20 protein-coding genes and 1 riboswitch are annotated in these 19,601 nt (G+C 48.7%); of the genes, 17 read left to right on the forward strand and 3 right to left on the reverse strand.

Translation table 11 applies throughout. The features are described 5' to 3' along the window. The first annotated feature begins 24 nt into the window (after positions 1-24). From ubiE to hemB, 10 genes are read left to right on the forward strand one after another with little or no spacing between them, the layout of a single operon-like run. Positions 25-780 carry a bifunctional demethylmenaquinone methyltransferase/2-methoxy-6-polyprenyl-1,4-benzoquinol methylase UbiE gene (gene ubiE / locus BM334_RS09310; RefSeq protein WP_092841070.1) on the forward strand — a complete coding sequence of 252 codons (756 nt, stop codon included), beginning with the start codon at positions 25-27 and terminating at the stop codon, positions 778-780. Beyond that, a complete protein-coding gene (locus tag BM334_RS09315; RefSeq protein WP_092841072.1) occupies positions 780-1,394 on the forward strand; it encodes a ubiquinone biosynthesis accessory factor UbiJ in 615 nt (204 codons plus the stop codon). The genes ubiE and BM334_RS09315 overlap by 1 nt, the downstream gene beginning before the upstream one ends. A 2-nt stretch (positions 1,395-1,396) precedes the next feature. Next, a complete protein-coding gene (ubiB, locus tag BM334_RS09320; RefSeq protein ID WP_092841260.1) occupies positions 1,397-3,034 on the forward strand; it encodes a ubiquinone biosynthesis regulatory protein kinase UbiB in 1,638 nt (545 codons plus the stop codon). Positions 3,035-3,051: 17 nt separating this feature from the next. Further along, positions 3,052-3,267 carry a Sec-independent protein translocase subunit TatA gene (tatA, locus tag BM334_RS09325; protein WP_092841074.1) on the forward strand — a complete coding sequence of 72 codons (216 nt, stop codon included), beginning with the start codon at positions 3,052-3,054 and terminating at the stop codon, positions 3,265-3,267. A 5-nt stretch (positions 3,268-3,272) separates the two neighbouring features. Then, positions 3,273-3,665: a Sec-independent protein translocase protein TatB gene (gene tatB, locus BM334_RS09330; protein WP_092841076.1), complete on the forward strand. Its 393-nt coding sequence runs from the start codon at positions 3,273-3,275 to the stop codon at positions 3,663-3,665. Beyond that, entirely contained in the window at positions 3,658-4,392 is a 735-nt protein-coding gene (gene tatC / locus BM334_RS09335) for a twin-arginine translocase subunit TatC (protein WP_092841078.1), read from the forward strand. Before tatB ends, tatC begins: the two co-directional genes overlap by 8 nt. A gap of 3 nt (positions 4,393-4,395) precedes the next feature. Next, entirely contained in the window at positions 4,396-4,917 is a 522-nt protein-coding gene (locus BM334_RS09340) for a hypothetical protein (protein ID WP_092841080.1), read from the forward strand. Next, on the forward strand, positions 4,917-5,696 hold the full coding sequence (locus BM334_RS09345; protein ID WP_177215074.1) for a TatD family hydrolase: 780 nt from the start codon (positions 4,917-4,919) through the stop codon (positions 5,694-5,696). The genes BM334_RS09340 and BM334_RS09345 overlap by 1 nt, the downstream gene beginning before the upstream one ends. 7 nt (positions 5,697-5,703) lie before the next feature. After that, the gene (locus BM334_RS09350; RefSeq protein ID WP_092841084.1) at positions 5,704-7,503 is read left to right on the forward strand and encodes a sensor domain-containing diguanylate cyclase; all 1,800 of its coding nucleotides are present in this window, start codon (positions 5,704-5,706) and stop codon (positions 7,501-7,503) included. Between the two features lie 13 nt (positions 7,504-7,516). Beyond that, positions 7,517-8,524: a porphobilinogen synthase gene (gene hemB / locus BM334_RS09355; RefSeq protein ID WP_092841086.1), complete on the forward strand. Its 1,008-nt coding sequence runs from the start codon at positions 7,517-7,519 to the stop codon at positions 8,522-8,524. Positions 8,525-8,527: 3 nt separating this feature from the next. Here hemB and BM334_RS09360 read toward each other — a convergent pair whose 3' ends face one another. Together BM334_RS09360 and rhlB are read right to left on the reverse strand one after the other, a co-directional pair. Then, a complete protein-coding gene (locus BM334_RS09360) occupies positions 8,528-9,451 on the reverse strand; it encodes a Ppx/GppA phosphatase family protein (RefSeq protein WP_092841088.1) in 924 nt (307 codons plus the stop codon). Positions 9,452-9,460: 9 nt separating this feature from the next. Next, a complete protein-coding gene (gene rhlB / locus BM334_RS09365) occupies positions 9,461-10,729 on the reverse strand; it encodes an ATP-dependent RNA helicase RhlB (protein ID WP_092841090.1) in 1,269 nt (422 codons plus the stop codon). Between the two features lie 88 nt (positions 10,730-10,817). Between rhlB and trxA the strand changes: the two genes are divergently transcribed. Both trxA and rho read left to right on the forward strand, forming a co-directional pair. Then, positions 10,818-11,144: a thioredoxin TrxA gene (trxA, locus tag BM334_RS09370; RefSeq protein ID WP_092841092.1), complete on the forward strand. Its 327-nt coding sequence runs from the start codon at positions 10,818-10,820 to the stop codon at positions 11,142-11,144. 232 nt (positions 11,145-11,376) lie between these two features. Then, positions 11,377-12,642, forward strand: a complete 1,266-nt coding sequence (gene rho, locus BM334_RS09375; RefSeq protein ID WP_092841094.1) for a transcription termination factor Rho — start codon at positions 11,377-11,379, stop codon at positions 12,640-12,642. 6 nt (positions 12,643-12,648) lie between these two features. Here the strand turns inward: rho and BM334_RS09380 are convergent, their stop codons facing one another. After that, entirely contained in the window at positions 12,649-13,638 is a 990-nt protein-coding gene (locus BM334_RS09380) for an endonuclease/exonuclease/phosphatase family protein (protein ID WP_092841096.1), read from the reverse strand. A 117-nt stretch (positions 13,639-13,755) separates the two neighbouring features. On the opposite strand from BM334_RS09380, the gene ubiD reads away from it, so the two are divergent. From ubiD to BM334_RS09405, 5 genes are all read left to right on the forward strand, one after another. Next, entirely contained in the window at positions 13,756-15,243 is a 1,488-nt protein-coding gene (ubiD, locus tag BM334_RS09385; protein ID WP_092841099.1) for a 4-hydroxy-3-polyprenylbenzoate decarboxylase, read from the forward strand. 2 nt (positions 15,244-15,245) lie between these two features. Beyond that, positions 15,246-15,944, forward strand: a complete 699-nt coding sequence (gene fre, locus BM334_RS09390; RefSeq protein WP_092841102.1) for an NAD(P)H-flavin reductase — start codon at positions 15,246-15,248, stop codon at positions 15,942-15,944. Positions 15,945-15,969: 25 nt separating this feature from the next. Next, positions 15,970-16,088, forward strand: a riboswitch (TPP riboswitch). Between the two features lie 56 nt (positions 16,089-16,144). Further along, a complete protein-coding gene (locus tag BM334_RS09395) occupies positions 16,145-18,229 on the forward strand; it encodes a TonB-dependent receptor (RefSeq protein WP_092841103.1) in 2,085 nt (694 codons plus the stop codon). Positions 18,230-18,265: 36 nt separating this feature from the next. Then, positions 18,266-18,832 (forward strand): nicotinamide riboside transporter PnuC, encoded by a 567-nt coding sequence (gene pnuC / locus BM334_RS09400; RefSeq protein WP_092841105.1) that lies wholly within the window; start codon positions 18,266-18,268, stop codon positions 18,830-18,832. Between the two features lie 23 nt (positions 18,833-18,855). Then, the gene (locus tag BM334_RS09405) at positions 18,856-19,596 is read left to right on the forward strand and encodes a phosphotransferase (protein WP_157981873.1); all 741 of its coding nucleotides are present in this window, start codon (positions 18,856-18,858) and stop codon (positions 19,594-19,596) included. Positions 19,597-19,601: the final 5 nt, after the last annotated feature.

The following is a 19,601-nucleotide window of genomic DNA, read 5'->3' on the forward strand; positions in this document are numbered from 1 at the left end:
GCACATGCGCAAAAAGGCTTAACCATGAAAGATAACAACCAAGACACCATTGATTTTGGCTACAAGCAGGTTGCTAAAAACGAAAAGCAAAACCTCGTTGCCAATGTTTTTAACTCAGTGGCGCAAAAATACGACGTCATGAACGACTTAATGTCATTTGGCATTCACCGTTTGTGGAAGCGTTACACCATTGATTGCAGTGGTGTGCGTACAGGCATGAAGGTACTCGATATTGCCGGCGGCACCGGTGACTTAACCGCGCAGTTTTCAAAACGCGTGGGGCCAACCGGCGAAGTGGTTTTGGCGGATATTAACGACGCCATGCTGGAAGTTGGCCGCGACAAGCTGCGTAATCGTGGCATTGTGGGCAACGTGCGTTATGTGCAGGCGAACGCCGAAGAATTGCCGTTTGCCGATGACAGTTTCGATATTATTACTATTGCCTTTGGCTTGCGTAATGTCACTGACAAGCAAAAAGCGCTTGAGTCGATGTTTCGTGTACTCAAACCAGGCGGGCGCTTATTAGTCTTGGAGTTCTCAAAACCAGTGCAGCCGTTGCTCAACCAAGCGTATGATTTTTACTCGTTTAATGTCTTGCCCAAAATGGGCCAGATGGTTGCCGGTGATGCCGAGAGTTACCAGTATTTGGCCGAGTCCATTCGCATGCACCCAGACCAAGAAACGCTCAAAGGCATGATGGAACACGCGGGTTATGATCAAGTGACTTATACCAACTTAACCGGCGGTATTGTGGCGCTGCATCGCGGGTTCAAATTCTAATGTTGTTTACCGTGTTACCGACAGCCGCTGCAGAGGCGTTTGCAAATCACTTACTAAGCCTAGACGAGGCTTCGCCTGCACGCCTGCATAAACTGGCGGACAGACGCTTGCGCGTAACCTTAAGTGAATTGGGTAAACCCTTCACCTTGCAGGTTTGTTCGCAGCAGTTAATTTTTAGTTGGGTTGATAACGAGCCTGTCGATTGCCACATTATAACGCGTTTAGCCGTGCTGCCGGAGCTGCGCGACACCGCCAACATTACTCGGCTTATTAAAGCCGATGCCCTAGATATTGAAGGTGACCCAATGCTGGCGCAGCAATTTGCACAGCTATTTGTGGCGTTAGACATTGACTGGCAAGAGCAACTGGCACAGCGTATTGGTGATGTGCCGGCACACTTTTTAAGCCAGGCGTTTCAGCGTAGCCGGCGTTGGCTAGAGCAAGCGATGGCTGACCAGAAAGCTTGGGTTCGCGATGTACTGGTGGAAGAAAAGCAACTACTGGTTAGCCAAGCTGAGTTCACTGGTTTTAGCGAAGCGTTGCAGCAATTGCGCGCCGCCGTTGATCGGCTTGAGCGCAACGTGGCAGCAGTAAACAAAAGGAAAACCTCGTGAGTATTCGGTTACAGCGCGCTTATCAAATTACTCGCACGTTTTTGAGCTATGGGCTGGATGAAATTATTCCAGCGCGTTGGTTGCCTTGGAGCCTTCGGGTAGGCCGCTATGCGCTATTTTGGATGCCCAATAAGCACAAAGACAAACCGGCAGGGGCGCGCCTACGGCTTGCGCTAGAAAGCCTTGGCCCAGTGTGGGTTAAATTTGGTCAAATGCTTTCAACTCGGCGTGATTTATTACCGCCTGATATTGCCAATGAGCTTGCCGTGCTGCAAGACCGGGTGAAAGCCTTTCCGGGCGAACACGCGCAACAGCTTATCGAAAAAGCATTAGAGCTAGTTAGCATTGACGAAGCCTTTGATGACTTCGCGGTGCAGCCATTGGCTTCAGCTTCTATTGCCCAAGTGCATACCGCGCGGCTGAAGCATGGTGATGATGCCGGCAAAGATGTGGTTATTAAAGTCATTCGCCCAGATATTCGCACCTCTATTGATGCTGATTTGCGCTTAATGGAAACCTTGGCTGGCGTATTGGCGCGTCACTTGCCCGATGGGCGACGCTTAAAACCCAAAGAAGTTGTCAAAGAATACCGCAAGACCTTGCTTGATGAGCTTGACCTGCTGCGTGAGGCGGGCAACGCGATTCAACTGAAGCGTAATTTCGAAAACTCGCCGTTATTGTATATTCCCACGGTTTACAGTGATTACAGCCGTCACAATGTCATGGTCATGGAGCGCATTGATGGCATTCCAGTGAGTGACGTTGATACCTTAATGACCCTTGGTGTAAATATGAAGAAACTCGCGGAACGCGGCGTTGAAGTATTTTTCACCCAAGTATTTCGCGATAGTTTTTTTCACGCCGATATGCACCCAGGCAATATTTTCGTGTCACGCGAAAACCCTGAAGATCCGCAGTACTTAGGCATTGATTTTGGCATTGTTGGGACCTTGAATCGCGAAGACAAGCGTTACCTAGCCGAAAACTTTTTGGCGTTTTTTAATCGTGACTACCGCAAAGTTGCCGAGCTTCACGTTGATTCAGGTTGGGTGCCGTCGCACATTAACGTGGAAGACTTTGAGTCGGCGATTCGTACAGTGTGTGAGCCAATCTTTAATAAGCCGCTGGCAGATATTTCATTTGGGCATGTGCTGGTCAACTTGTTCAATACCGCCCGCCGGTTTGAAATGGAAGTGCAGCCGCAGTTGGTATTACTCCAAAAAACCTTGTTATACGTTGAAGGGCTCGGGCGAACTTTATATCCGCAACTTGACTTGTGGCAAACCGCAAAACCGTTTTTAGAACGTTGGATGCAAGAGCAACTAGGTTGGCGTGCTGTGGTGCGAGCCGTTAAAGAAAATGCGCCGTACTGGGCAGAAAAATTACCTGAAATGCCTACCTTGCTTTATGATTATTTACAACAACAGCGGCCGCATGCAAACGCTCAGCAGCAGCTGCTAACACAATTGCGTGAAACACAGCTGCGCCAAACACGTGCGTTGTGGTGGGCCGTGTTAACAAGCGGTTTGTTGATTAGTACGACGTTATTATGGATTAGCCAACAGTCTATATGGATGGTCGTCGGCAGCGCTGTTTTAACAGTTGCTAGTGGGCTCTTTGCATGGCGTCGTAGCCATTAATTTGATGAGGAATGATTATGGGTATTAGCCCTTGGCAGTTATTAATTGTATTGGTCATTATTGTGCTGATATTTGGCACCAAGCGCTTGCGTAATATTGGGTCAGATTTAGGTTCAGCGGTAAAAGGCTTTAAAAAGTCGGTTGGTGAAGACGAGCAAGAACCAAAACAGCTTGATTCTTCACAGCAAAGCAAAACCAACGACAGCACTGAAAAAAAGCCAGAAGATAAATAAACAGAATGTTTGATATCGGCTTTTGGGAGCTATTGGTAATTGCTGTATTGGGGCTTATTGTTTTGGGCCCTGAACGCTTGCCAGGCGCCTTGCGATCAATGCAGCGAGGCTTCACTAAAGTGCGTGAGTTTTCCGGTCATGTGCAAGCGGAGTTAAAACACGAGCTGCGCATTAAAGAATTACATGAGCACTTAAAAAAAGCCGAGCAATTAAATATGGACGAGCTGCCCCCAGAGTTGCAGCGCTCGGTTGCAGAGTTACGTTCAGCTGCGGCACAAGTACAACGGCCATATGCCAAGCCTGACAGCCAGCCTGAAACGCGTTCTAAAGCAGGTGCCGAAGTACCGGCTAAACAACACAAGTCGAGCAACGAAACGGGTACTGACAACAATGGCTAGTCAGTCTCCGCTTATCGACCATCTGCTTGAGCTTCGTCGTCGAATACTGCATGCAGTGATCGCCGTGGGCTTGGTTTTTGCAATTGCCGCAACATTTGCAGACGAGTTATATCAGTGGTTAGCAGCGCCGATGATCGCCAGCTTGCCGCAAGGTACAACGATGATTGCAACCGACGTGGCGACGCCGTTTTTTACGCCATTTAAACTTGCCTTTGTCGTTTCAATTGCCTTCGCTATTCCCTATTTACTGTGGCAACTGTGGGCGTTTATTGCCCCCGGCTTGTATAAAAAAGAAAAACGTTTAGTCATTCCTCTGTTGGTCAGTAGCACGTTGCTGTTTTTCTCAGGAGTCGCATTTGCTTATTTGGTGGTGTTACCACTAGCGCTTAACTTTTTAGCTGCTGCCGCGCCAGAAGGGGTTACGGTAGCCACTGATATAGCGAGTTATTTAGATTTTGTACTGACAATTTTCATGGCGTTTGGTATTGCATTCGAAACCCCAGTGGCAATTATTTTGCTCTGTTGGAGCGGAACCACGAGCGTAGAGTCATTGCGTCGCAAGCGTCCATATATTATCGTCATAGCCTTTATTGTGGGGATGTTATTAACGCCACCGGATGTGATCTCACAAACTTTACTAGCAATTCCGATGTGGCTGTTATTTGAACTTGGCTTAGTTATTGCGGGTCTATATCAGCCGAAACCCGAAACAGAACAGGAACAGTAATCAATGAAGCAGTTTATCGTATTAGCCGGTGTGGTCGCGGCATTAACTTGGTCGTCTTCGACACCAGCGCAAGACATCACGAATGGGCTAGCCGCTTGTGCGAGTATTAAAAACCCGTTAGAGCGTTTAGTGTGTTTTGATGACTTAGCAGCTGGCAACTCAGCGACAACTGCCGATGCAAATGCACCCGCAGCTAAAGCCGCTGGCAAAGGATTGGGAAATGGCCGTGCGGTTGGCAAAAATAAAAACGAGTCCGAGTTTGGCCGTGAGCATTTGGCGCGCAACAGCGACGGCGAAGATGGCGAAGAAGATAAAATCTACATCACTATTGTTAGCCATAGCGAGAATGGGCTAGGTAAATTGCGGTTTGAAACGAGTACTGGTCAAGTTTGGCAGCAAGTATCGTCTGAGCGCTTTGCAATTGATACATCGGGCAAATACTATCTTGAGCGTGGGTTAATGTCGTCTTATTACCTTGGGCGAGATGGCCAAAATCGTCGTACTCAGGTAAAACGAATTAAATAATGCGCTGGTTCGATAGCGGCGTAAACTTAACCAACAGTAAACTCTTTCGGGATGTTGATGCGGTGCTTCGGCGAGCGAGCGAAGCCGGGGTTGAGAAAATGCTTGTTATCGGCACCAATGTCGCCGAGAGCCGCACTGCCGTTCAGTTATGTGAGCAATATCCTCAACAATTACTCGCGACAGTTGGCGTTCATCCTCATGACGCAGCAGCGGCAGCGCCAGACTTCATTGAGCAACTGGCGATTTTAGCGCAACATCCCAGTGTGGTGGCTATTGGTGAGTGCGGTCTAGATTTTAATCGCAATTACTCGCCGCAGCCGACACAGCTTAGGGTGTTTGAAGCTCAGTTAGCACTTGCAGCAGAACTTTGTCTGCCGGTTTATCTGCATGAGCGTGACGCACAACCTGAGCAATGCGAATTACTTGCGCGTTATCAGTCAGCTATACCCAAAATGCTCGCTCATTGTTTTACTGGCGGAAAAAAAGAGCTTGCACCTTACCTCGAACTTGGTTGTTATATAGGCATAACAGGTTGGTTGTGCGATGAGCGGCGTGGTAAAGAACTGCAAGAAGCAGTGTTGGATATACCGCTGAATCGGTTGTTATTAGAAACCGATGCACCATTTTTAGCACCACGCCACGTACGGCCACGAATAAAACAAAACGAGCCTTGTTACTTGCCGGCTATCGGCGAGTTTTTGGCGCAGCTACGACAACAGGAAGTCAGCCAAATTGCTGCCCAAACTTGGCAAAACAGCGTTAGCTTTTTTGCAAAATAGGGATGCTATGAAATTAAATGTTTTCCACCAGTTGATGTTTGTGCTGGTGGTTTGGCTGCTTGGGGCTGCGCTTCCCGCGGCCCAAGCAGAGCCGATAAAACCGACAATTTACTATCAAGCAGAGTCTGCGAATACTTCTCTGACGCAGCTGATTGATTCCCCTCTGCAACAGTGGAGAACAATTCCGGAAGGCGAAGCGGTTTCGTTTGGTTATACACCGCAAGCCTATTGGTTTCGTATGCACATTGAAGCGAGCGACGCTGATCGCATATTGTACTTGGGTTACCCCCTACTCGATAGTATAGACGCGTATTTTGTTCGTAACGGCCAGGTGATTCACAAGATTTCTTTGGGGGACCAGCAGCCGTTTGCTGAACGCCCGGTACACAATAAAAACTTTGTAGTTCCCGTTCCTACCCATGCAGCGCACGATGTGTACATTCGTGTGCGTACCGAAAGTTCGCTAAGGTTTCCACTAGAACTGTGGGAGCCGCTTGATTTTATGGAAGCCAACCAATATCAAGTTGCCGCGACAGGGCTCTATTTCGGGCTGCTGTTGTGTATGGCTATCTACAATTTGTCCAACTTTTTGGTGACGCGTGAAATTAGCTTTTTAAATTACTCAGCGTATACGCTATCCATTGGTTTGTTGATGGCCGGGTTAGACGGTGTGGGTTATCAATATTTGTGGCCCAATTGGATATGGCTGCAAGATCGAATTGTCACCATGATTGGCAGTATTATGATCATGTTCGCCACCTTAGTGACCATGGGTGTATTGCAGACCAAAATTCACAGTTTGACCATTCATAAATGGCTGCGTCGCTTTATGGTGGTTTATGGCATCACCTTTGTGCTAAGTGTATTTCTACCCTACGCCACGCTGATTCCATTTGTACTTATTTTGGCCGTTGTGTCGAGTACGTTCTTGCTTAGCAGCGGCATTGTGTTGTGGCGCCGTGGGTTAATCTATGCGCGTATTTATACCCTAGCCCTCAGTGCCCTACTTGGAGCGATTTGTATTAACGCCTTGGGCTATTTAGGCCTGTTTGAGTCGGTGTTTGTGCAGCGTTACGGCATTATGGCAGCGTCGGCGTTTGAAGTGCTTTTATTGTCCTGGGCGCTAGCCATTCGCTTTAATGATGGCCGTAAAGAGCAGTTAGCACTTAAAGAACAAATCAACCATCAACTTGAAGATATGGTTTCGCAGCGTACCGTTGAATTAGAGCGGGTGATGGTGCGTTTGCAAAAGGCCAATCAAGAACTTGAGCAACGTAGCAACGAAGACGGTTTAACCGGTTTGTATAATCGACGCTTTTTAAACCAAGAGTTTAAACGCGAGTTTCGTCGCTGCCGCAGAAATAGCTCGCATTTAACCTTGATGATGCTTGATATAGACCATTTTAAAGCGTTAAACGATAGTTTTGGCCATTTATTGGGTGACCAGATTCTTATCGACCTTGCCCAGGTGTTAAAACGCACTTTACGTCGTGCCAGCGATACTTTGTACCGCTACGGTGGTGAAGAGTTTACGTTATTATTGCCGGATACCGACGAGGTAGGCGCCCGTGATCTTGCCGTTAAGTTAGCGCAGGCAGTTAGAGAACACGCTTTTGACACTGATCATGGGCCAATGCACATTACAGTGAGCATTGGTGTTGCCGTTGGCTCCCCTGGGGTCTATGATCAGCCGACACAATTATTGGCCGCCGCTGACGAAGCCCTGTATCGCGCCAAAGGGGCGGGGCGTGATCAAATTCGAGTGATTGCTGAACGTGAGCGAGCGTCATCTAACCTAACTAGCTAGTGAAGGACAATTTATGCAGCATGTCAGTCATTTCCCATTTCGTCGTATGCGCCGTTTACGCCGGCATGACTTTAGTCGTCGTATGGTGGCTGAAAATCAATTAAGCGCTGCGGACTTTATTTATCCCGTATTTGTCATTCCGGGCGAGCAGCAACGCCAACAAGTGGCGTCAATGCCCGGCGTAGAGCGCCTATCCATTGACTTGCTGGTTGACGAATGCAAAGAAATTGCAGCGCTGGGCATTCCAGCGGTGGCGCTATTTCCGGTGACACCGGCTGCGGACAAATCGCTTACCGCTGAAGCAGCGTGGGACGACCAAGGTTTGGCGCAACGCGCCGTACGTGCCATAAAAACTGCAGTGCCAGAGCTTGGCGTGATTACTGACGTGGCATTAGACCCGTTTACCACCCATGGTCAAGACGGCATTATTGATGACGATGGCTATGTGCAAAATGATATCACTACCGAGGCTCTCGTGCGTCAAGCGTTGTCACATGCACGCGCTGGTGCTGATGTCGTTGCACCTTCGGACATGATGGACGGACGCATTGGTGCTATTCGCGAAGCGTTGGAAGAAAACGGCTTTATTCATGTACAAATTATGGCCTACTCGGCCAAGTACGCATCGGCTTTCTATGGGCCGTTCCGTGACGCGGTGGGCTCGGCTGGCAATCTAAAAGGTGGCAATAAGAAGACTTACCAAATGAACCCCGCTAATAGTGACGAAGCACTGCATGAAGTGGCCTTAGACATTGAAGAAGGCGCCGACATGGTGATGGTGAAGCCGGGTATGCCGTATTTGGATATTGTACGCCGCGTGAAAGACCAGTTTAAAGTACCAACCTTTGCGTATCAGGTTAGCGGGGAATACGCCATGATGCAGGCGGCCATCGCTAACGGTTGGCTAAGCCATGAGGTAATTATGGAGTCATTATTAGGCTTCAAGCGCGCCGGTGCTGACGGTATTTTGACGTATTTTGCCAAGTACGCAGCGCAGCAGTTGCGTAATCAGCAGGGTTAAAAATTAGTCTGCGAGTGGGCTATTGGGTCGCGTTAACATTCGCACCAATAGCCCTTCGCGCAGCGCACCCTTCGCAATATCAACCTGTTCGATAGCCAAACACTCAAGCAAGGCGATAAGAATACAAAGCCCACCCACAAACACCGGTTGGCGGTCGCCGCGAATGCCTAACTCGCCCAGTTTTTTTACCTGCCCTAAGGCGATAACCTGCGCCAATAACTCATGTAGCCAGGTTAAGGTAATGGGCCGTTTAGGCCGCGTGCGCATGTCGTAAAGAGTTCGAAAAGTGCCTGAAGCTCCGCAAACGTGCTGCCAATGTGCAGCTAAAAAGCGCTTGCTATGCGGCTCAAGGGTGGCTTTTGCTGCGGCGATAGCTGCATCACAGTTGGTTTGCGAAATTTTTTGTTCACCGAAAAACCGGTTTTGCCAAGTAACGCACCCCATATCAAGGCTGACAAGGTGCTCTGGCTGACAGCCATGGCCTACAATAACCTCAGTACTGGCGCCGCCAATATCGAGTACTAGCACATGCTGTTGGCTGTGTAATAAGTGCTCGGTAGCGCCCTGATAAATTAGCTCGGCTTCGATTTCACCGCTAATAACCTGTATGGAATGCCCCAACGCTTGCTCAAGGCGAGCGAGCATGGGTTGGCTGTTGGTTGCTTTTCGTAGTGTTGCGGTTGCCACGCAAAGTACCCGCTCTGGTGCTATACCTTGCAGTAATGTGGCGAAGTGGCTAAGGCAGTCGAGGCCGCGCTGAATGGCCTGGTCACTAACGACCATGTGCTGGTCAAAGCCATCGGCGAGCCGAACTTTTTGTCGGTGTCTGGCTAAAATGCGGTAATGGCCATCACGCTTTGCCGTAGCAATAATCAAATGAAAGCTGTTGGAGCCTAAATCGATTGCGGCAAAGCGTGCGTCCTGCATTGTCTTTGTTTACCTTGTCGGCTTGCGATTACCGCCACTGCGGCGTTGCTGATTGCCCCCACGACGACCACCACGTGGCCGGCGCTGACTCGAGCGCGGCGTTTTTAAATCACTTAACAGGGCCGTTGGGTCGTATTTTGTCACCGGAATGCTATGCCCAATATACTCTTCAATGGCTGGTAAGTTATACACGTACTCTTCGCAGGCTAAATTCACCGCTTTGCCACTTGCGCCAGCACGACCTGTACGGCCAATGCGGTGCACGTAGTCTTCAAAGTCGTCAGGCAAGTCGTAGTTGTACACATGGCTTACTTCAGGAATATGCAAACCACGCGCGGCTACGTCAGTAGCGACTAAGAAGTCCAGTTCCCCTTCAGTAAACTGCTCAAGAATTTTCAAGCGCTTGCGTTGCGGAACATCACCCGTTAACAGGCCCACTCGGTGGCCGTCGGCGTCAAGCCATTGAAACAGCTTTTCGCAAACGTGTTTGGTGTTGGCGAAAATAATGGCTTTGTCTGGCCAGTCTTCTTCAATCAGCGTCAGCAATAACTTCATTTTGTCTTGCTTCGACGGATAAAACAGCTCTTCGGTAATGCGTTCGCCCGTTTTGCGCAGCGGCTCAACTTCAACTTTGGTTGGTGAGTTCATGTGCTCATAGGCAAGTTCTTGCACACGTTGCGACAAGGTGGCTGAAAACAGCAAGCTCTGGCGTTCGCCAGGGGGTGGCATCTTGTGGAACATGTAACGAATATCTTTAATAAAGCCCAAATCGAACATGCGATCGGCTTCATCAAGCACCACCGTTTGGATTTTATCCAATTGGTAAATGCCTTGTTTGTAATAGTCAATCAAGCGGCCGGTGGTGCCGATAAGAATATCGACGCCCTCTTCAAGTTGTTGGCGTTGAGAATCGTAACCCTCGCCCCCATACACAATGCCAAGGCGCATGTCGCAGTGTTGTGCGAGTTGCTCAGCATCGTTGGCAATTTGAATTGCAAGCTCACGCGTCGGCGCCATAATAATGGCACGCGGATAGCGTTTGTCACCAGTACGCGGGTTGTTGAGCAACGTCGTGAACGTGGCAATCAAAAACGCCAAGGTTTTACCTGTACCGGTTTGAGCCTGCCCAGCAACATCTTTTCCGATTAATGCAATCGGTAAGCTCAATGCTTGAATCGGTGTACAATGTTCAAATCCAACACTTTGCAGTGCGGACAATACCTGCGGGTGCAGGTCGAGATCGGCGAAGCGTGTCTCTGTTAAGTGTGTTTTACTCATGGCGTAAGCATATCAGTTTGCGCTAACATTCAAAAACAGAAATAATAGGGTTTTATTATTTCACGCGAATTCAGCAGCGGAGATTATCATGAGTGACAAAATTGTTCAGCTAAGTGATGAAAGTTTTGAGAGCGATGTTCTTAATTCAGACAAGCCAGTTCTAGTAGACTTTTGGGCAGAGTGGTGTGGCCCTTGTAAAATGATTGCGCCAATCTTGGACGATATCGCAAACGAATTTGGCGATCGCATCACTGTTGGTAAACTGAACGTTGACCACAATAACCAAACCCCACCAAAGTATGGTATTCGTGGTATTCCAACTTTATTGTTGTTTAAAAACGGCGAAGTGGCAGGAACCAAAGTAGGTGCCTTGTCAAAAGCGCAACTGGCTGAGTTCATTGAACAAAACATCTAATTGCCGGTAAGTTTCAGCGGGTTGTTGTGCGTTGATCAGCAACAACCTTTGCTGTGCTTTTGCACAATTTGCGCTGAAAAACTGGACGTTTTTCAATTTAAGTGTTACTTTTCTTGGCATAACTTTTCTTCAGGTTGCCAGCCTTCCGGCAGCCGTGCAGTCAAAACCCCGAGTCGTTTTTAACTAAATTACGTTTAACTATTTCCATTGGCCAAAAAGTCATAACCCCCCTATGAACCTAACAGAATTAAAAAATAAACCTGTAAACGAGCTGGTTCAGCTCGCAGAAACTATGGGCCTTGAGTCCATGGCGCGGATGCGCAAACAAGACATTATTTTCGCTATTTTGAAAGCGCACGCAAAAAGCGGCGAAGACATTTATGGCGATGGCGTGCTTGAAATTTTGCAAGATGGCTTCGGTTTCTTGCGTTCGGCGGACTCGTCCTATTTAGCCGGCCCTGACGATATTTATGTGTCGCCAAGCCAAATTCGCCGTTTCAATTTACGCACTGGCGATACGGTATCTGGAAAAATTCGACCGCCGAAAGAAGGCGAACGTTATTTTGCCCTCCTAAAGATCCGCGAAGTTAACTTCGACAAGCCTGAAAACTCCCGTAATAAAATTCTCTTTGAAAACCTGACCCCACTGCACGCTGACGAACGTTTGCGTATGGAGCGTGGCAATGGCTCAACGGAGGATATTACCGCACGGGTGTTAGACCTTGCTTCGCCAATTGGCAAAGGCCAGCGTGGTTTGATTGTAGCGCCGCCAAAAGCGGGTAAGACATTACTACTGCAAAACATTGCACAGTCCATTGCGGCAAATCATCCTGATTGCGTGCTCATGGTATTGCTTATTGATGAGCGCCCTGAAGAAGTCACAGAAATGCATCGCCTGGTAAAAGGCGAAGTGGTTGCTTCAACGTTTGATGAGCCAGCTAACCGTCACGTTCAAGTGGCTGAAATGGTCATCGAAAAAGCCAAGCGCTTAGTTGAGCACAAAAAAGATGTGGTTATTTTGCTCGACTCTATAACTCGTTTAGCGCGCGCATACAACACGGTTATTCCTAGCTCAGGCAAAGTGTTAACCGGTGGTGTGGACGCGAACGCATTGCATAAACCGAAGCGTTTCTTTGGCGCGGCGCGAAATGTTGAGGAAGGCGGTAGCCTAACCATCATTGCAACGGCGCTAATTGATACCGGTTCAAAAATGGACGAAGTGATTTACGAAGAGTTTAAGGGTACCGGTAACATGGAACTGCACTTAAACCGTAAAATCGCCGAAAAACGTGTTTTCCCAGCTATTGATTTCAACCGCTCGGGTACACGTCGTGAGGAATTATTAACCTCGCAAGAAGAGCTGCAAAAAATGTGGATTCTACGCAAAATCGTTCACCCAATGGGCGAAACGGAGGCGATGGAATTCCTCATTGATAAATTACAAATGACCAAAACCAATGACGAATTCTTCGAGGCCATGAAACGCCAGAAGAGCTAAACACGGTTAGGTTTGTTTGCGCAGCGCTAATTCAGTTAGCAATGCGAAGTGGTCTGAGCCAAACGGCGGTAGCCGTTTGAGCTCAACCAACATAAAGTGCTCACTATGAAACACATGGTCTAACGGCCAGCGCATCAGCGGAATTTTCGCGTGAAAGGTGTTGTATATGCCACGCCCCATGCGTGGGTCCAGTAGCTTACTTTCTTGCAAAAACGCCCGGGTCGACTTCGACCAAGCCACATCGTTCAAATCTCCCGTCACAATAACCGGTCCGGACTCTTGTTTGGCGCGCTTCGCAACACGTAGTAGCTCGGTATCACGCTGTTTTGATTTGTAATTTTCAGTTGGGCTAGGTGGTGCTGGGTGCACACAATGCATGCGCACCGTGCGCGTCGGTAGCTGTAAATCGAAATGCATCGACGGGATGCCTTCTTGCACCAGTTCACAAATTTCGACGTTGGTCACCGGCCACTTTGAATACACCATCATGCCGTACAAATTGTTCTGTGGTCGGCGAAGAACATGCGGTAAGTCGTCTTCAATATCGCTAAATTGCGCTTCCCACCATTCGTCTGTTTCCACGGCAACAATGATGTCTGGGCGCTCGTTGTTGATAATTTGGGTTAACTCAACAGCATCTCGATTGGGCTCTAGTACGTTCACCGTGAGCAACCGAATATGCTCGTCGACATGTTTTTCGTCGCGCTTCCGGCGGTAGCGTTTTACCGTTCTCGCAGCCAAGGGGGTATAGGGGAATATCCACCAAAAATGCCATGCCCCACAGCCTAATTGCACACTCACCACTAACCACGTCGACCAAGCTGAGGCCGGCAATAGTACGGCGCTGAAGATAAGTAACAGTAAAGCCACGGCGCTTTGTTGTAGGCGTGGAAAGTCCCACACACGAACCCACCACACCGTGCGCTTAGAACGCGGTAGCAAGGTGGTGATGACCAATAAAGTTGTGATTACGCTTATGATCCAAAACGCCAGCATGGCAATATCCCTATGAAATGAGTTAACGCTGGTTGAACAGCTAACGCTGAAAACTATATCAAAAACATTTATACTGCGCGCTTACTTCTTGGCCTGCACAACATAGCGAGAGCAAGTGTGAAATATCAAGACTTACGTGGCTTTATTCAACTGCTAGAACAACGCGGCGAATTAAAACGTATTCAGCAAGAAATTGATCCCTATCTTGAGATCACTGAAATATCAGACCGTACGCTCAAAGCGGGCGGGCCTGCATTGCTGTTTGAAAACGTCAAGGGTCACGATATTCCGGTACTAGCGAACCTATTTGGTACACCCGAGCGGGTTGCTTTAGGTATGGGGCAAGAGTCGGTTGCCGCACTGCGCGATGTCGGTAAGTTATTGGCTTTTTTGAAAGAGCCAGAGCCACCGAAAGGCTTTCGTGATGCGTTGAATTTGCTGCCGATGTACAAGAAAGTATTGAGCATGTCGCCGAAACAATTGAAAAAAGCGCCATGCCAAGAAGTCGTCGTTAGCGGCGACGACGTTGACTTAACCAAGTTGCCCATTCAGCACTGCTGGCCAGGCGATGTTGCACCGCTCATTACCTGGGGGCTTACTGTCACCAGAGGGCCACATAAAGAGCGCCAGAATTTAGGCATTTATCGCCAGCAATTGCTGGGCAAAAATAAAGTGATTATGCGCTGGCTGTCACACCGCGGTGGTGCACTAGATTTTCAAGAGTGGCAACGCGCACATCCGGGTGAGAACTTCCCGGTAGCTGTAGCGCTTGGGGCGGACCCAGCCACTATTTTGGGCGCCGTGACGCCAGTGCCTGATAGCTTATCGGAATATGCGTTTGCCGGCCTCTTACGCGACGGTAAAACTGAAGTGGCCAAGTGTGTCAGTAATGACTTACAGGTACCGGCCCACGCTGAAATTATTTTAGAGGGTTATATTGCCCCAGGCGAAACTGCCCCCGAAGGGCCTTATGGCGACCATACGGGCTATTACAACGAAGTGGATGAGTTTCCGGTATTTACGGTCACCCATATTACCATGCGCAAGCAACCCATCTATCACAGCACCTATACTGGCCGACCGCCAGATGAACCTGCTGTGCTCGGTGTTGCCCTGAACGAAGTGTTTGTGCCCTTGTTGCAAAAGCAATTTCCAGAAATTGTCGATTTCTATTTGCCACCCGAGGGCTGCTCTTATCGCGTGGCTGTTGTGACCATGAAAAAGCAGTACTCGGGCCACGCCAAGCGCGTCATGATGGGCGTGTGGAGCTTCTTACGCCAGTTTATGTACACTAAATTTGTGATTGTCTGTGACGACGATGTGAACGCACGTGATTGGAAGGACGTGATCTGGGCCATGACCACCCGCATGGACCCAGCCCGCGATACGCTATTAATTGAGAATACGCCCATTGATTATTTAGATTTTGCCTCGCCGGTATCGGGGTTGGGCTCAAAAATGGGGATGGACGCCACCAATAAGTGGCCGGGTGAAACCGATCGTGAATGGGGTGTGCCCATTGTGATGGACGATCAGGTAAAGCAGCGTGTCGATGACTTGTGGGATAGTCTTGATATATTTGCCAATTCAAAGGAAAACAACTGATTATGAAACAATGGCTATGCCGTATTAGTCGCATTGAAAACCTCACACCTGTGGTTTATCGCGTGGTACTAGAGCTACCTGAGCCGCTTGAGTTTGAAGCCGGTCAGTATTTGCAGGTGGTGATGGGCGAGCGCGACAAGCGGCCATTTTCGATAGCATCGTGCCCTTCAAGTACCCAGCAACTTGAATTGCACATTGGCGCAGCCGCGAATAATCCGTACGCGCTTGAAGTTTTGAACAAAATGCGTGACGAGCAGCAGATAACCATTGAAGTGCCATTAGGGCAGGCGAGTTATCGTGCAGATAGCGCACGCCCTATTATCTTAATTGCTGGAGGTACCGGTTTTTCATATACCTGGTCGATTTTGCAAGCGCATTTACGCAGCGGCTCTACGCGCCCAATCACTTTATATTGGGGCGCCCGTAATGCCGAAGACTTGTACTACGACGCTCAGTTACGTGAATTAGCTGCACAACATGAGCCCTTGCATTATTGCCCAGTGGTAGAAAACGCGCCGGCACAATGGCACGGGACCACCGGCTTGGTTCACCACGCGGTTATGGCTGAGCAAACCGACTTAAACGAAGCCGATGTGTATGTGGCTGGGCGCTTTGAAATGGTACGCGTCATTCGCGACGCGTTTCATGGGCAAGGCTTACCGCTATCACAACTTTACGGCGATGCGCTGGCGTTTATCTAAACAGTTCTGTTATACTCGCCGCGCAATTTTTACCAAGGGGTGCCACATCAGCGACAATGACGCTGGTTTGGCTGAGATGCAAAACGCGAACCCTTTGCACCTGATCCGGTTAATACTGGCGTAGGGATGGTAGCACTATCACTCCATTACATGACCTGCCCGACCGGATTGTTTCTGACTAAGTGTTGAGGAAATAATCCATGTTACTAACAGTAGTAAGTTTATTGGCGTTAAACGCCGAGCCCACAAATAACAACGATTCCGTTGAACGCATTCAAGTTCAAGGGCAATTTCGTGCCGTGCAAGTTCATCAAGCCCCAACTAGCGTGTCGGTACTTCAGGCTGACAGCATCAGCGCGCGCCACGGCTCGCATCTTGAAGACGTGTTTAATGTCATACCCAATGTGAATTTTTCGAGTGGCAGCTCGCGTGCGCGGTTTATGCAAATTCGCGGCATTGGCGAGCGCAGTCAATTTGTCGACCCCATTAATCCATCGGTCGGTATCGTTATTGATGGCATTAATTACAGCGGTTTAGGCCAAGCAGCTGCGTTGTTTGATATCAGCCAGGTTGAAGTATACCGCGGCCCACAGAGTGGTCGCTTTGGTGCCGACGGTATGGCGGGTATGTTGGTGTTAGAAAGCGCCCAGGCGGGTACTAAGTTTGATGGGTTTTGGCAACTTGGTGCAGCCAACTATAACGCGCTTGAAGGCGGGTTTGCTGCGGGTGGTGAACTTGGAGCACTGGGGCGCGCACGTTTGAGTGTTCATCAGCAGCGTGACGATGGGTTCACTGAAAACCTTTACTTGCAGCGTGACGACACACAGCAGCGCTCGGAACGTCAGGCTCGTTTCAATTTATGGTCAGACGTGGGCCAGCATTGGCAATTACGCACCACCTTGCATCACTATAATCAAGACAATGGTTATGATGCTTTCTCATTAGATAACACTCGCCAAACCTATTCTGACCAACCTGGGCAAGACGACGCGCGTATTAACGCTGGCCGCTTCGCCGCTACTTATTTAGGCGCAAGTAGCTACGAACTAGAGCTTAGCTATAGCTGGCTAAACGCCGATACGCTATACAGTTATGATGAAGACTGGAGCTACGTGGGTATTGCACCAGGTTGGGAATATTCATCAATAGATGCGTATTGGCGTGACCGTGCCGACCAAAGTTTCGAGGCACGCCTAGTCAGCACCGAGCCTTTTAGTTGGTTTGGTTTACCCACCGACTGGGTGCTTGGTTGGTATAGTCACCAGCGTGAAGAAACCCTGCAGCGCGCATTTTTTGATTGGGACGCGTACACCGATGCCCTATTTCAGAGCCAGTATGACAGCACACATCATGCCCTGTATGGTGAGTTGAGCCACTACTTAAGTGAACAATGGCAATTGACCACAGGGTTGCGCGTTGAGCGCTATCGTAATGATTACGCTGATACCAATGCGGTACAAGAGCAACCAAACGATACCATGCTTGGCGGGCGCGTGAGTTTGAGCTATCAGCCGTACGCCGATCAACTATGGTATGGTACTTGGTCTCGCGGCTATAAAGCTGGTGGCGTAAACGGTGCGGCGCTCGGTAAAGTTGGTGACAACCCTGAGCTTGAAACCTACTTACGAGCACGTGCGAATTTTGCCCCTGAGTACCTAAGCAGCATTGAGTTTGGCTATAAGTATGTGAGCGCGGACAATAGGCTAGCAGTGAATGTTGCGCTGTTTCATCAGCGTCGCGAGCAGGTCCAGTTAAAAAGTTGGATTAACCGTCAGCAAACCTTTATTGGCTTTATTGATAATGCCGATGGCGGAACAACCCAAGGAGCCGAGGTAGAGCTACGCTGGCAGGCACACGAAAAATTAAACTGGTTTGCCAATATTGGTTTATTAAATAGCGAAATTCGCGGCTTTGTCACCGAAGACGGCGTTGATATGAGTGGGCGTGAACAAGCCCAAGCACCAAGCTATCAGGTCAATACTGGGGTGAATTGGCAGTTGCAAAACAACCTAAGCGCAACCGTGCAGATAGACAGCAAAGACAGTTTTTATTTTTCTGACTCACACAATAGTCAGAGCGATAAGATGACGTTGTTGCATGCCAACCTTGTATGGCAACTTGAACACTGGACGGTAACCTTTTGGGGGCGTAATTTAACGGATAAAGATTATGCGACGCGCGGTTTTTATTTCGGTAACGATCCTCGCATTGAATATGCACCAAAAACCTATGTGCAATGGGGCGAACCGCGTCGCATTGGAATAACTTTTAATTATGCGATGTAGTGACATGAGCAACATGCAAGCAAGTGAGCCGACAGCATGGAGTTAACCGCAGTCTTACTAGCGCTGCTTTATTTGTTGTTAGCGGCGCGCCAGTCACTATGGTGCTGGTTAGCAGGGGCGATAAGTTGCGCAATATATACCTACTTAATGTTAGGCGCGCAGCTTTATATGGAAGCAGCGCTACAGGCATTTTATGTAGTTTTGGCCGGTTACGGTTGGTGGCAGTGGCGCTATGGTGCTGCCACCGGCGAGGCTATTGAACAAACCGGTTACAGTTGGCGTTGGCATGCTGTAGCTGTAATAGTGTTGTCTGGTGTAGCTAGCGTATTTGCACTATTGTTGCAGCGCTACACAGCTGCAGATCAAGTATGGCTGGACAGTTTTACCACGATTTTTAGCTTATTTGCGACTTGGTTGCTTACCCGCAAACTATATTCAAATTGGCTTTATTGGTTAGTGATCGATAGTGTGTATATTTATCTATATGCTATTAAAGGTTTTGAAAAAACGAGCGGGCTATTTGCCGTTTATATTGTGCTAATTTTATATGCAATGTGGAGCTGGCGCCGGAGTCAACAGGAAGTATGCAACAACACTGGCTAACGAATTTACCTATACATGGTGTCATGAAAACTGAACCGCTTTTACGCGGTGTCGCGAATGATGTTTACAAAATAACAGCGACTAGCGGCGTGTATGTGTTGAAGCACTTTCGCTTTGATCACCCCTATGGGCTTGACCGCGATCAAGAGGTTAACGTTCAACAGCAATTAGCCGAATATGGTATTGCACCGCAAATTTTGCATTATGACGCCGCGCAAGGCTTGTTATTACAGGCTTTTATTGAAGCTCCAGATTTAGCTCATGATAGAAAATCAATGGGTACCAAAATTCAGCGGCTTGGTGAAGTGAGTGCGCATATTCACCGTTTGCAAGTTGACGTGCCGGTGTGGTCGCTGCGCACGCGGTTACAACGTTACTGCGATAACTTAGCCGAGTATGAGCCTGATCGAGCGCGTCAATTTCAGAAGCGCTTGCAACAACAACGCAAACTTATTGATAGTTTTGGTAAGAATGCGGTGTTTTGTCACAATGATTTAGCCTTTCATCATGTGTTCTTGGCGCAGCAGCCGATTGTGATTGACTGGGAATATGCAGGGCTGGGCGATCGTTATTTTGACTTAGCTAACGCAATTCAGGTGAACCAACTTGAATTTGCCGAACGTCGAGCCTTTATCAATGCCTACGAAGGGGCTTCAGGCGAGCAAATAGACAGTGATAAATTAGCGCAATGGCTTGAGCTGTCGAACATTATCAGTCAGCTTTGGTATGAGCTACACCATCATTTGCAGCATCACCACGTTTAAGCCCT

The sequence above is a fragment of the Pseudidiomarina donghaiensis genome, from assembly GCF_900116895.1.
GTDB classification, from domain to species: domain Bacteria; phylum Pseudomonadota; class Gammaproteobacteria; order Enterobacterales; family Alteromonadaceae; genus Pseudidiomarina; species Pseudidiomarina donghaiensis.